The following is a 13,095-nucleotide window of genomic DNA, read 5'->3' on the forward strand; positions in this document are numbered from 1 at the left end:
CGTTTTTCCTTTTATTGATGGGATTTTTTTACTTTTACAAAATAACCAATTCCCATGATTAATAAGACTGTACCAATTGTTAGGTAAAGGTAAATCCCTTTGCCACCTGTAGAAGGTAATGTTCCTTTATGCTTGTTTGGTACCTTTTCTGGTGAAATGACTTGTCCAGACAAATGATAAGATTGTTCATCGACTACAAATGAAAGGCGGTTAGTCAACTGTACATAATTTTCTGGTGCCTTGATTTCTTCTAAATAGTAGGTTCCATAAGCTAATCCAATGATGGTAATCAACCCATCTTTTTCAGTAGTAAAAACAGTCGCTTTTCCTTGCTCTTTCGTCCAATTAACGGCTTTCGTTTGAGGATCAATCAACAAATAGTTCGCCTCACTTGAATCTTGGTCTCGAACGACAAAGCTAGCACCTGCTAACGGTTGGTTTGTCGAAACCGCTCCATCAACTTTGATAAACTGCTTACCACCTGTAACTACTTCAACAGTTGGTGGTGTTTGGTCTTTCGTATAGTCGTTTTCTACATTTGCTTCATTTTGGTATCCTGTAGTTGGATTTGCTTGGTCATTCAAATACATATAATAAATAAATTTCAATGTTCCTCCAGGCGTTAAAGAAGGAATGTACGCTGGATCAACTGCCACCGTAAAGCCATTTTCTTGCTCAATCACTGTATAATGACTTGGATCGATTGTTGTTTCTCCATCGTAAAGTGCATAGCCATTGGTGCCATTGACTGCATGATGAAAAGTCAATGCTGCATCGTGTTGATCGATTAAATTGAATTTCGTGTATTTGTTCATTGAACCTTCTTTATCAGCAATTCCTTCGGGAAGATTGACCTTGATTTCATACTGGATCATTTCGCCAATTGCTACATCTTTGCCATTTAATTTTGGCGTACTTTTTTCAACTTTTGATGTATCATTTTTAATCGTTTTTTCGACAGGCGTTTGATTATTTTCGGTAATTTCAAATGCTGTTTTCGTTTGACTCTCAATCAATGCGGCGTTATCTGGTGCCTTCACTTCTTCCAAAAGGTAGTGGCCAACTTCTAACCCGTAAATTTCCATCTGACCTTTTTCACTGTTTTCTTCAATGAAGTCAGCTGTCCCGATATGATACGTTTTCCCAGTCAAAAAAGATTTAGCAGCGGTTTGATCAGTTGTCCAAGTATAAAGCCCGTCTTTCACACTATGAAGGTATTTTTTTACTGCTCCTTCGGTTTTTGAAATGTTAAAGACTGCGCCATTCAATGGTTCATTTTCGGCTGTCCCCACTTTTTTGACTTGCAATACCCCATTATTAGAAACAAGATTTTTAGGATATAAATGAATCGTGTCTAATTCTTCTGTACCATACTGATAAGAGCCGTCTGGTTGTTTGATCATTTCATAAACAGGAAAAGCCAATACCATATTGCCAGCTGCGACTACCCCTGCTTTCGGTTCTTCTTTGATGACATAAACCGCATCTTTTCCGTTTTGAGATTTTGGCAATTCCAGCGTTACGCTTCCTTGTGCATCTGTCGTTCCCGACGTGATAGGTTCTCCAGGAGTCAGCTCTTGAACTGCTTGTTGCGCTTCTTCGACTGATTTACCATTATTTCGTTGTTCATAAAATTGATTCGTTACATTATAAACAGTAAATGATACATCTCCTAGACCTTGATATTGGTCAAACTCTGTCATCTCTTTCCCACTGTTTTGAATAACATTGGGTAAAGAAAGTGCTTTTTTTTTATGCAAGATCACTTGTGCAACTTCTTGATCGGTAGCTGCAAAGACAGGCGATTGCCCTACCCAGCTACCTAAAACAGCTGATAACACGAATAATATTCCCCAACAAATGTCGATTGCTTTCCACTCTTTTTTCATTTATTTTCACCTTTCTTTCTCCATTTCCACAGACTGATACTAACTAGTATTAGCCCAACGATGACATAAAACTGGCTATTTTTTTCATTTGTTTTAGGCAGCAAACCGAAATCTGCTTTACGATTCTTTACCTTCAAAGGATCCGCCTGTTGTCCGTTTTGCTGAAACGAATTTTTTTCAACTACAAAAGGAATTAGCTCTTCACTTTTGATATAACCTTTCGGTGACTGGATCTCTTCAAGGTAATAATTCCCGTCGGTCAACCCTCGAACTGAAAAATTCCCTGATTGGTCGGAAGTTAGTCTATACGCTCCTTCACTACTCATTCGCCAAGTAACGCCTTCCTTCGTTTGATGAAGGTATTTACCTCTTTGATTTCTTACTAGAAATACAGCGCTTTGTAGAGGTCTTTGATTTCGACTATCAATTTTCAAAAAATGCTTTCCTCCCGTACGGATGGCAGTTGATCGTTGGAGGTACTCACGTTCTGTAGTGACCGTGACGTTATTCTTCAATTCCTCGTCTGGAATTGCTGTCGCTGATACTTGCATCTGATAGGTAATCGAAAGTGGTTGTCCAACCATTTTTTGGAGTGTCTCTTTGGCCAATGTCAATTCAAAGCCATTTTGATGAGAAACCATCTTATACCCGGAATGTATTTCTTGTCCGCCAATTTTAAGTTTCCATGTATCAGGTAAGAAGAACAAATGATCATCAGCTTCATCAATGAGTTGATAGCTTTGACAGTCAGAAACAACGGTATCTACTGTATAAGTGACGATTTCACCAAACGAAACACTGGAATCTCCTTGGATCTTTTTTTCCAAAAAAGAAAGTGGAGTCGTTTCTTCGTTCTTAGGATATAAATGAATCGTCTTCAATTCTTGACCTTGCTCATTATTAATTGGGAGTACCACAACTAAATTGGCTGATTTTTCTTTGACGTTTACTGGTGTCTTCGTTTCTTGAAAAAGATACACTTGATCTCTTCCTTGTGCATCTTGCTTTGGTAATTGAAATTGAGCGATACCAGCTTCGTTACCAACGGTTTTGGTGATTTGTTCTGTTACAAACGTTCCGATCTCTTGTCCCTTTTTTGCTAACTGTTGTTGCGCTGTTGTGACATCGATCCCTTGTTCTCTCAATTGATAGAAAGAAGCTGTGACATCATAAACCGAAAAACTCACCTCATTTAGCCCCTGAGCTTCTTGGAAGAATACTTGCTCTTCACCCGTATTTTTTTGTGGATCAGGTAAATTCCCTTCCGTAAACAGAAGTTTATGCAAGATAATCTGTACCTGCTCATTCGAAGATTGGTTCGGAATATTTTGAGCCGCACTTCTTTGCGATCCAATCGTCAACAACAGCGGAATGAGGAACAAGATATACCAGATTCTTTTTTTCATTACGCCACGCCCTTTCTTTGTTTTTTGAAAAAGGCAACGAAACATGTGCTGCTTATCGCAAGGAAACCAGCTAAATAGAACCAGATACGACCCATTCCGCCAGTCTCAGGTAAAGGAACTTTGACTTGATTGGTAATCGTTAACGTAATTTGATTATTTTCGGCTCCAGCTACTAATCCACTTTCTTGTTTGGACCCATCCACGGTCACTGTTCCATCTTCCTTCACAACGATCAAGACTGGCTTTTTCAATCCTTGATACCCATCTGGTGTTTTGCTTTCTGTTAACGTGTAAGAACCAGGTTGAAGGTTTTCAAATGTAAATGTATCCGTTGATTCACCTGCTTGAGGTAGTTCGACACTTGACCCTTCTCCCTCTAGTTTAAAGCTAGCCCCTTTTAATGATTGCCCGTTATCTTGTTTTTTATAGACCGTAAGATTAAAAGGTTTGAGATGGTTTTGATGCTGTAATGTCCACTGCGGATCTACCTCAACATTTTCATGTTCATAGTGGAACGTGCCATATTGATCAATCGTCCATTCATAATTCCCGGCAATCGTATCATAGCCAACGGGTCCTTTCGTCTCTACCATTCGATATTCTCCTGGTTCCTCTACTGTAAATTGAGCCAGTCCCGTTAGTTCCGATACTTTTGTCGCTACTGTTCGATAACTATCAGCAGCATCTTTTTTCTGTAATTCAAAAGTAGCACCTGCTAAGTGGACTTTTTCTGACCCATGAAGCGTATATTTGTGAATCGCCAAAGGAATTTTTTTGAAAGGATTTTCGATCGTTAGAAGAATCGCCTGTTCCTCGATTTTTGCAGATTGTCCGTCGATCGTTACCTTTCCTTCGGCTGATACCGCAATCTTCCAAGTGTTTTTTTGAGCAAGTTCATGTCCGTCTGGTGCCTGTACCTCTGTAAGCGTATAGGTTTCCCCTTTCATTAATCGAACATCAGCAGGCAAGTGATAACTGCCATCTTTGTTATCGATCAAGCGGATCGTTTTAGATTGACCAGTTAATTCGAAAACTGCTCCTACAAGATTTTTTGCTCCAGATGAAGAATGTTTGGTGATGTTCAAATCAAATGGTGTAAACTTTTTAGTATTTTTCCAAGTCGTATCGTTGACTTTAGCAGCCTCATAACCTTCAACGGTCATTTCGTTACTTGCTTGATAGTTAAACGCTTGTCCTTGGTTATTAAATTTTGGCAACATCATGTTTTCATGATAGTCAGCGCCATTACTTGCTGAGAGTAACTTGATGTCTTCACGTCTCCAAGTTCCCTCGGTATCATTAGTTGGTTTATTTAACTGGACAAATCCAGTTTGCCAACTATTTTTATCTGTTGTTGGTGTTCGTTTTATTTCATAAGTGATGTGATCTGGTCGTAGGCTAGTATCATGATCATATTCTTCCCATTCTTTTGTGAAAGACAATGTTACGCCTGGTGCTTTTGCGGAAGGAACGCCAAATTCAACAATTGTTGAAGCATCCGCCGTCGGTTGCAAGGTTGTTTTTTCATTCATTTGGTACCATACATCGGGTTTAAACGTTTTACTTTCAGTTTGGATTCGTACCTGATAATGGATTTGGATTTCCTGATCTTTCCCTAAATATAGTTGATTGCTTTGGATCGTTGAACCAGAAATACCAATCGTAGGCATTACTGCGACAGCATTTTTCCCTACATCTTTGATCGTGAGAGTATTTTCTTCGTAAACAAAGGGTTGAGCAATCGGATCAATCACTTTTCCATTACTGATGGTTCCAGCAATATGGACCGCTTTTTTCGCTAAATAATCAGAAATATCTGTGGCGCGATCAGCCGATTCGTAATAGAATTGACCAGATTCATCCGTTGATACCATTTTCTTCATATTTGTTTCCACATCAGCTTTTGATAAGCCTGCTGGAATATCTGATTGCAATTGGATTCCTAAGCCATGGATCTTGATTCCTCGTTCTTTCAGCGCTAATGCTTCGCCAATCGTCGCTATAAACGTACTCCGAATTTCCTTCTCTCGATTGTTTTGATCTGGAACATTGTAATATCTACTTAAAAGAGAAGTATTTCCGGCTCCTTCTCGTACATCGCTAAATTCAGTTCCATAATAACTACCATCTTGTTCTGTAAACACTTTGTTCACGTGATAGGAGTAGGTTGGCACACCATCCGTTAATAAAACAATCACTTTTTCATGATTATTTTGTTCAGCCAACATCTCACCAGCTTCTCTCAACGCTTTTTGAGTAAAGGTTCCCCCTTGTGTCGTTGAAGGTGTGATCGCTTTAATCTTATTTTTTACAGAATTGAATGAACTTAGTGGGATTGAACCGTTGTTATAACCCACACTAGAATACCCAATATAGCCAAGATTGATTTTTTCAGCTATACCACTATGATCAAGGGTATCTACAAAACTATTGACCCCTCGTTTCACTTCTGCCAAACGATTGTCTTCATTCATACTGCCTGACCAATCGACTACTAATACAACGTCTACAGGCGAAAACTCTTTTTGAACGTTCCCACGTACATTTAAAAAAACATCGTATAATCCTGGTGTAGTCGTTTCTCGTGCATATTTGCGAATAGCATAAGAGGATTCTTCTCCTGTTCCCCCGTATTCAATATAAGAATTTGACCGATTAGATGGGTCGCCATTCCATGACGTCACACCATCCCACTGACCATTTTGATTTCCTTGATAATTGAGAACCGTTTCGTTTCCTGTCGGCTGCCACGCTGCTTGTGGGTAGACCCCAGTAGAATCGTTGGTATAATTTGGTACGATAGGTGTGACAGTTTGTTTATTATTTCCAGCAGAAAAGAGAGCGGGAAATTCAAACGGACGTACAACCTCTTCTTTTGTCTCTTCTTCAAGATCTTGTTCCTTTGCTTGCTGTTCTTCATTTCCTCTTTCTGTTGATTCCTTTGTGTCTGCTTCGTTAGATTTAGTCGATTGCTCCGTTGTTTCCAGCGAAGACTCCTTACTACTTTGTTGCTCTAATGTATTATTTTCCAGAAACTTAAATGATTCCTTCACAATCGGCGTGAGTGCTTTTCCTTGCTCATTTTCTGCCGTTTGTTGTTCCACTAAAACTTCTACGTCAACTGACTGATTCTGCTTGATGCCTGCAAAAATCCACTTCTCGTGATACTCTTGCTTGAAAAATTGGCTAGTTGTGAGCCATTTTCCACTAGTTTCATTAAGGTATTCCGTATATTCAGTTGTTGGAATTGGTAGAAGCATTTCTTTTGTTTCTGAATCAATAACCCGTACCAAGTATCTATGTCCTTGGTCATTCTCAGAAAGCCCTAATTCGACGGTCAATTGTTCCGCAGATTGATGAGCTTGGACTTGGCCATATTCATTAGCCATTATTTCCATAGTAGCCTCATTACTTGCTTCGACAAGTTTCCTATTCTGAAAGAAAAAATTGAGTACAACAATGATTCCTAAAGCCCCTAACAAAAAGAATAATTGTTTCTTTCTCATAGATATCCTCCTTAAAAATTATTTAAAATTCAGTTAGATAATATAAAAAAAGAGAAAAAACCTCTATTTTTTCTCTTTTTATTCTCATTCAATTTTTAAGTGGTTTTTTTAGTTATATTAAATCTATAGAAGATATGTAAGTAAAAAATATATCTATAAACTTTCTGTTATTTTTATATAATGATATAGTTTATATTTTCAAAATAACTGATCGAATAGACTTGGTTTTGAAACACTGACTTTCTTCTCATTTCTACAATTACTGAAAAAATATAAAAATCTGAGATACATATTTACAAGATGATAAAAATGAGTTAATAATAATAATACTAAATTAGAAAAGATGGTGATTTATTGATCGAGCAATTATTGTTAGATGATCATTCGCGAGGAAAATTAGCTGTTTATGGTCAACTATTGACGTTATCTCCAGGAGAGCACTTGATCGATAACCTAAGAGAAAACTTAGAAACAACAATCAGTATGGTTAAACTAAAAAAATCCTTGTTTCTATTCAAGAAGACTTGGAAAAGATAAGTAATAAACAATTATTAACGGCTAAAAATAAGTTGATCATTCGTGAAAGAATGATCCATTACAATCAATATCAAAATTTTTTAACCACACAAAGTATCCCTTATCAGTTATTGCTTAGTATCATCAAGAAGCAAGATGAAGATCTTGCTTCTTTTTGTCAACGCAACTATATTAGCCGTTCCACTTGTTTTCGCCAAACCAAAAAATTAGCGCAGTATTTTAAAGACTATCATATCACTTTGAACTTAACGAACTTAACACTAACAGGTTCGGAAATGCTGATCCGGATTATGTTTTTTAACTTTTTTTGGTTTGTTTCATTAGGTGAAAGTCTAGATGATCTCTATTTTAGCGATGATTTAAAAGCACTATTTGAGTTATACGAAGCGGAACACCTGAAAGATAAATATGCAATCGGCAAGAAGCAAGCTATGCTCCATTGTAAAATCAATCTTTTACGAATTAAAGAGGGTCATTTCACTGATATTTATGAATTAACTCCCACTTCTTTTATCCCTAGTGGAACAGATCTTGAATTTTTTTATGATTTCTTTCAACTTGCTAATTTGAAGCTCGATATTTTAGAAATCAATTCCCTTTTTTATTTGTTCTATTATTGGCCTTTTCTAAATTCCAAATCAGATGTCCAATTACCAATCGTGGAACATTCTTATCTGCAGGCGAACAACCATTTAAAAAAAGTCTTGGAAGAGTTTGAAACGCATTGTCAAAAATATATTAGTAATTTCAACTTTCATGAAGAGCCTTCCCTTCATGCGAATATCTACCTTTCATTGTTGAATTTTACTGTATTCAAACAAAAAATCCCTTTAACAACCTTTTTTATTTCTACGTATATCCAAAAGAAATATCCTATGATCCAAATTTTAGCTACTAAAATCGAAAGTTATTGGAAAAAGATTGCGAATCGTAAAAACTTCCTTTGGTTAAAAAATTGTAGTAGTGAATTAGCTTTCATCCAAGCTTGTTTACTTTATCCGTATTATACCAAGCTAGAAGAAGACTATAAATTGAAAGTTGGCTTTATCAACGTTTCAGAATACTTGATCACTTATGAGATATTTAATCTAGGTGAAAAGATTCCTTTTATCGAGATTGAAAAAGCCCATCTGCCACTCACGGAACAGTATGATTTTTATATTATTGGTTCACCCTTGCTTATTCCTCCAGAGCTAGACCCAGCAAAATATGCGGTCATTGATTTTTGTCGTTACAATGATTTTGAAACGGCATTGTATCAACGACTTTCACATGCCCACCATGAAAAATTAAAAAAACAGCTATAAATAAAGGCTTTTGCTCAAGTATCCTACTGGATCTTGAACAAAAGCCTTTATTGTTATTTTGATGCACGTTTTACGTATGTGCCTTCTGTTGTATTGATTTCAAGTAGTTCATCTGTTTCGATGAAGTCTGGAACGTTAACGACTAAACCTGTTTCCATTGTAGCTGGTTTACCAGAACCAGTCACGGTTGCTCCTTTAATTGAAGGTTGTGTTTCAACAACACGCAAAACAACCGTTGTTGGAAGTTGAACACCAATCACTTCGCTGCCGAAGAATTGAATTTTTACTTCCATATTTTCTAAAATATATTTCATTTCTTCTTCTACAGTCTCTACTGGAATTTCATATTGTTCATATGTTTCAAGATCCATAAAGAATGCTGTGTCGTCCATTGTATATAAATATTGTACTGGTTTCGTATCAATATGTGCTTTTTCAAACTTTTCTTCTGGTCGGAAAGTTGTGTCATATGTTGCTCCTGAACGAACATCTTTTAGTTTCATACGCATCACAGTGTTTCCTTTACCAGGTTTGTGGTGGCTTGCGTCTAAAACTTTAATTAATTTACCGTCTTGAACAAATGTCATACCGGCTCTTAAATCACTTGCTGAGATCATTATTTTTGCTCCTTCTTAACTTAATCATAATCAACTTTATTGTATCAGACAACCGCTTAGAAAACTAGGGAATTATCTATTTTTAAGTTTTACTCTTTGACTTTCTCGTTTAATCATGCTATTTTTAATGAAGTTCATTTTTGGAGGGACTTCACATGACAAACAGCAAATCAAAACAAATGAATATTTGTTGTTGTATGGTGCATAAAAGCAGCATACGATTTGTCATGTCTATTAATAGCCCTTCATAAATTGGTATTGCCTTCTTCCGTTTTCCAATACTTATTTCATGATTTTTTCAAGGAGCTGATTTAATAGTCAGCTCCTTTTTATATTCTATTTTTTTAGGAGGGAATTATGATCATTACAACAATCACCGAAGCAATTGGTTCCACCCCGTTTTTTAAATTTACTGCTAAAGATTATCCTATGCCCCAACATTCAGCTATTTATGCAAAATTAGAGTATCTGAACCCCGGCGGAAGTATCAAAGATCGACTCGGTCATTATCTGATCCAACAAGGGATTCAAACCGGACAGATCACAAAAGAGACAACAATTATTGAACCTACTGCTGGTAATACTGGAATTGGTTTAGCATTAACTGCTTTAAGTTATTCTATCAAAACAATCTTTGTCGTTCCTGAAAAATTCAGTATGGAAAAACAACAAGTGATGAAAGCATTAGGCGCAATAATCATCCATACACCAAGTGAACTCGGCATCGTTGGTGCGATTGAAAAAAGTAAAGAATTAGCAAAAACTATTCCTCACAGCTTTCTACCAATGCAATTTGAGAATTGGGCAAATCCCATGGCCTATTATCAGACGATTGGTCCAGAAATCAGTCGAGAACTTACCGAACCAATCACTAGCTTTGTAGCGGGGATTGGTAGTGGCGGTACGTTTGCGGGCACCGCTAAATATTTAAAGGAACAAAATGCAGACATTCGTTTAATTGGTGTCGAACCAGAAGGCTCAATTTTGAATGGTGGTACTGCTCATAGTCACAAGATCGAGGGAATTGGCGTTGAATTTACCCCACCATTTCTTTCTGGAATCACCATAGATGGGTTTGAAATGATTTCTGATCAAGAAGGCTTTGCTTACACAAAGCAACTAGCCAAGCAACAAGGTCTATTAGTTGGTAGTTCTAGCGGCGCTGCTTTTGCGGCAGCCTTACATGAAGTCCAACGATTACCTTTAGGAAGTTCAGTGGTAACTATTTTCCCAGATGGAGCAGACCGTTATTTATCAAAAGGAATCTATTCATAAAACAAATAGTCGTTTTGACCGAAATACAGATATAAAAAATTAGGAGGAACAAATAATGCATATTCAAACAAAACTAATACATGGCGGAATCAGTGAAGACCCTACTACTGGAGCAGTTAGTGTTCCGATCTATCAAACATCCACTTATCGACAAAATAGCGTGGGAAATCCCAAGCAATATGAATATTCTCGTTCTGGGAATCCCACACGTTTTGCCCTTGAAGAATTGATTGCTGAGTTGGAAGGTGGAATCAAAGGATTTGCTTTTGCCTCTGGATTAGCCGGTATTCATGCAGTCTTCTCTCTTTTTCAATCAGGAGACCACATTTTATTAGGCGATGATGTTTATGGTGGTACTTTTCGACTCTTTGATCAAGTCCTAACCAAAAGTGGTCTGGAATATACAATTGTCGATACGAGTGATTTGGCACAAGTAGAGCAAGCCATTCAACCCAATACAAAAGCACTTTATTTAGAAACTCCAAGTAACCCGTTATTAAAAATCACTGATCTCCAAAAAAATAGTCAACTAGCAAAAAAACACCAACTGATAACAATTGTTGATAATACTTTTGCCACCCCTTATTTCCAGAGACCACTTGACTTAGGGGCAGATATCGTCTTACACAGCGGGACAAAATATCTCGGAGGACACAGTGATCTCGTTGCAGGTTTGGTTACTACAAATAATGAAACCTTAGCGGATGCTATCGGCTATTATCAAAATGCCATTGGCGGTGTATTAGGGCCACAAGACAGCTGGCTACTTCAAAGAGGAATCAAAACATTAAGTGTACGAATGGCAGAACATCAAAAAAATGCTTTTGCGGTCGCACACTTCTTAAACGAACGCCCTGAAGTTGAACAAGTCTTTTATCCTGGTTTAGTCACTCATAAAAATCATGAAATTGCGCAAGCACAAATGAGTGGTTATAGTGGCATGGTTTCTTTTACACTAAAAAATGAACAGGCTGCGATTCCTTTCGTTGAATCTCTCCGATTGTTTATTTTGGCAGAAAGCTTAGGTGGTGTGGAAAGTTTAGTCGAACTTCCCGCAGTGATGACTCATGCTTCCGTTCCTAAAGAAAAAGGGAAAAAGCAGGTATCAAAGATGGATTGATCCGCTTATCCGTGGGAATTGAGTATGAGGATGACCTTATTGAGGATTTAACTCAAGCATTTCAGCAATTAAAAGAAAATTAACGAATGAGAGAAAAGATAAATTTCATTTCAGATTGCTACACCTACAAAGCAATAAGTGTTAGAATCTAATTGGAAGCACTGTGTTTATCGAAGTTTCTTCTAGTAGATGTGTACTTGATTCCGATAAACAAAAATGATTACCAATAGTTAGGAGCCTTAAGTCATGAAAATGAACGTAGAAAGTTTTAATCTTGATCACACAAAAGTAAAAGCACCTTATATCAGAGTAGCTGATAAAAAAACTGGGGAACACGGCGATGTCATTATCAAATATGATGTTCGCTTCAAACAACCTAATAAAGAGCATATGGATATGCCAAGTTTACATTCTTTAGAGCATTTAACTGCAGAATTGATTCGTAACCATGCTGATTATATTGTTGACTGGTCACCAATGGGTTGCCAAACAGGTTTTTACTTAACTGTTTTGAACCATGAAAGTTACGAAGATATTTTAGATGTTTTAGAACAAACAATGAAAGATGTACTTGAAGCGACGGAACTCCCTGCAAGCAACGAGACGCAATGTGGCTGGGCAGCTAGCCATACATTGGAAGGTGCGCAAGCACTCGCTCGTGAATTCTTAGAAAAACGTGATGAATGGTCTCAAGTAGAAGCATAATTGACACAGCTATTGAGAAATCCATATATTCTCAGATATGTCATTTCAATGTTCTATAACCAATCGTTTCCTTATAAGCGATAAGCGAAACTTTTGACAAATAGTTACAAAATAACCATATTTATCAGTAGAAGATAATTTTTAGCTAAGCTCTAAACGAAAACAAATGATTTTGTTTGATGTTTGGAGCTTTTAAACTATCCTGAGGAGGAAAGATGATGAGTATTTATAATTTTACGGTTACTTTAGAAGATGGAACCTCTTATTCATTAGATAAGTACAAGAATCAACCGATGATAATCGTGAATACCGCAACGAAATGTGGATTAGCTCCGCAATTCGAGCAATTAGAAGAACTTTATAAGCGTTATCAATCTCAAGGATTAATTATATTAGGGTTTCCTTCTAACCAATTCAAACAAGAAGTTGCTTCTGCCAGCGATGCCGCTCAAGCCTGTCGAAATACCTATGGCGTTACTTTTCCAATGCATCAAATCATTGATATCAACGGTCCAAAAGCAGACCCTCTTTTCGACTATCTAAAAAAACAAGCCCCCGGCACATTATCAAATGCTATCAAATGGAATTTTACTAAATTTTTGATTGATAAAGAGGGGAATGTCGTTGAACGTTTTGCTCCACAAACGACACCTATGAAAATGACCAGTGCGATTGAAGCTGTTTTATAATATTGAATAACAAAAGAGAGTGGGACAATAGTTCTTTCTCAAAA

The 13,095-nt window shown here is 37.1% G+C and carries 8 protein-coding genes and 2 pseudogenes (1 of these 10 cut by a window edge); 5 read left to right on the forward strand and 5 right to left on the reverse strand.

Annotated features, from left to right (window positions below; translation table 11 throughout):
• Positions 1 to 11: 11 nt before the first annotated feature.
• From EHR_RS02850 to EHR_RS02860, 3 genes are read right to left on the reverse strand one after another with little or no spacing between them, the layout of a single operon-like run.
• Positions 12 to 1,889: a SpaH/EbpB family LPXTG-anchored major pilin gene (locus EHR_RS02850; RefSeq protein WP_010738546.1), complete on the reverse strand. Its 1,878-nt coding sequence runs from the start codon at positions 1,887 to 1,889 to the stop codon at positions 12 to 14.
• A complete protein-coding gene (locus tag EHR_RS02855) occupies positions 1,886 to 3,295 on the reverse strand; it encodes a SpaH/EbpB family LPXTG-anchored major pilin (protein WP_010738547.1) in 1,410 nt (469 codons plus the stop codon). Before EHR_RS02855 ends, EHR_RS02850 begins: the two co-directional genes overlap by 4 nt.
• Positions 3,295 to 6,801 carry a SpaA isopeptide-forming pilin-related protein gene (locus EHR_RS02860; RefSeq protein ID WP_010738548.1) on the reverse strand — a complete coding sequence of 1,169 codons (3,507 nt, stop codon included), beginning with the start codon at positions 6,799 to 6,801 and terminating at the stop codon, positions 3,295 to 3,297. Before EHR_RS02860 ends, EHR_RS02855 begins: the two co-directional genes overlap by 1 nt.
• Before the next feature lie 354 nt (positions 6,802 to 7,155).
• Between EHR_RS02860 and EHR_RS02865 the strand changes: the two are divergent.
• Positions 7,156 to 8,645, forward strand: a pseudogene (locus tag EHR_RS02865) (helix-turn-helix domain-containing protein).
• 53 nt (positions 8,646 to 8,698) lie between these two features.
• Here EHR_RS02865 and efp read toward each other — a convergent pair.
• A complete protein-coding gene (gene efp / locus EHR_RS02870) occupies positions 8,699 to 9,262 on the reverse strand; it encodes an elongation factor P (RefSeq protein ID WP_010720208.1) in 564 nt (187 codons plus the stop codon).
• A 357-nt stretch (positions 9,263 to 9,619) separates the two neighbouring features.
• Between efp and EHR_RS02875 the strand changes: the two genes are divergently transcribed.
• The 4 genes and pseudogenes from EHR_RS02875 to EHR_RS02890 all read left to right on the forward strand — a co-directional run bounded on the left by EHR_RS02875 (position 9,620) and on the right by EHR_RS02890 (position 13,051).
• Positions 9,620 to 10,537 (forward strand): PLP-dependent cysteine synthase family protein, encoded by a 918-nt coding sequence (locus EHR_RS02875; RefSeq protein WP_010738550.1) that lies wholly within the window; start codon positions 9,620 to 9,622, stop codon positions 10,535 to 10,537.
• A gap of 55 nt (positions 10,538 to 10,592) precedes the next feature.
• A pseudogene (locus EHR_RS02880) lies at positions 10,593 to 11,740 on the forward strand (cystathionine gamma-synthase).
• A gap of 163 nt (positions 11,741 to 11,903) precedes the next feature.
• Complete coding sequence (locus EHR_RS02885) at positions 11,904 to 12,362, forward strand: S-ribosylhomocysteine lyase (protein WP_010738552.1); 459 nt, start codon at positions 11,904 to 11,906, stop codon at positions 12,360 to 12,362.
• 218 nt (positions 12,363 to 12,580) lie between these two features.
• On the forward strand, positions 12,581 to 13,051 hold the full coding sequence (locus EHR_RS02890; protein WP_010738553.1) for a glutathione peroxidase: 471 nt from the start codon (positions 12,581 to 12,583) through the stop codon (positions 13,049 to 13,051).
• Here EHR_RS02890 and EHR_RS02895 read toward each other — a convergent pair.
• Positions 13,046 to 13,095 carry the 3' end of an IS1182 family transposase gene (locus EHR_RS02895; protein WP_010738554.1) on the reverse strand. 1,645 nt of this gene lie beyond the right edge of the window, so 50 of the gene's 1,695 nt are visible here — the last part of the coding sequence; its start codon lies off the right edge, out of view — the gene reads right to left on this strand; the stop codon is at positions 13,046 to 13,048. The two genes, EHR_RS02890 and EHR_RS02895, sit on opposite strands and share 6 nt — an antisense overlap.

This window comes from Enterococcus hirae ATCC 9790 (assembly GCF_000271405.2).
GTDB classification, from domain to species: domain Bacteria; phylum Bacillota; class Bacilli; order Lactobacillales; family Enterococcaceae; genus Enterococcus_B; species Enterococcus_B hirae.

Bases quoted from the DNA above. Each gene is read 5' to 3' on its own strand.
- efp (WP_010720208.1), bottom strand. From the start codon at position 9,262: ATGATCTCAGCAAGTGATTTAAGAGCCGGTATGACATTTGTTCAAGAC.
- EHR_RS02885 (WP_010738552.1), top strand. From the start codon at position 11,904: ATGAAAATGAACGTAGAAAGTTTTAATCTTGATCACACAAAAGTAAAA.
- EHR_RS02875 (WP_010738550.1), top strand. From the start codon at position 9,620: ATGATCATTACAACAATCACCGAAGCAATTGGTTCCACCCCGTTTTTT.
- EHR_RS02850 (WP_010738546.1), bottom strand. From the start codon at position 1,889: ATGAAAAAAGAGTGGAAAGCAATCGACATTTGTTGGGGAATATTATTC.
- EHR_RS02855 (WP_010738547.1), bottom strand. From the start codon at position 3,295: ATGAAAAAAAGAATCTGGTATATCTTGTTCCTCATTCCGCTGTTGTTG.
- EHR_RS02860 (WP_010738548.1), bottom strand. From the start codon at position 6,801: ATGAGAAAGAAACAATTATTCTTTTTGTTAGGGGCTTTAGGAATCATT.
- EHR_RS02890 (WP_010738553.1), top strand. From the start codon at position 12,581: ATGAGTATTTATAATTTTACGGTTACTTTAGAAGATGGAACCTCTTAT.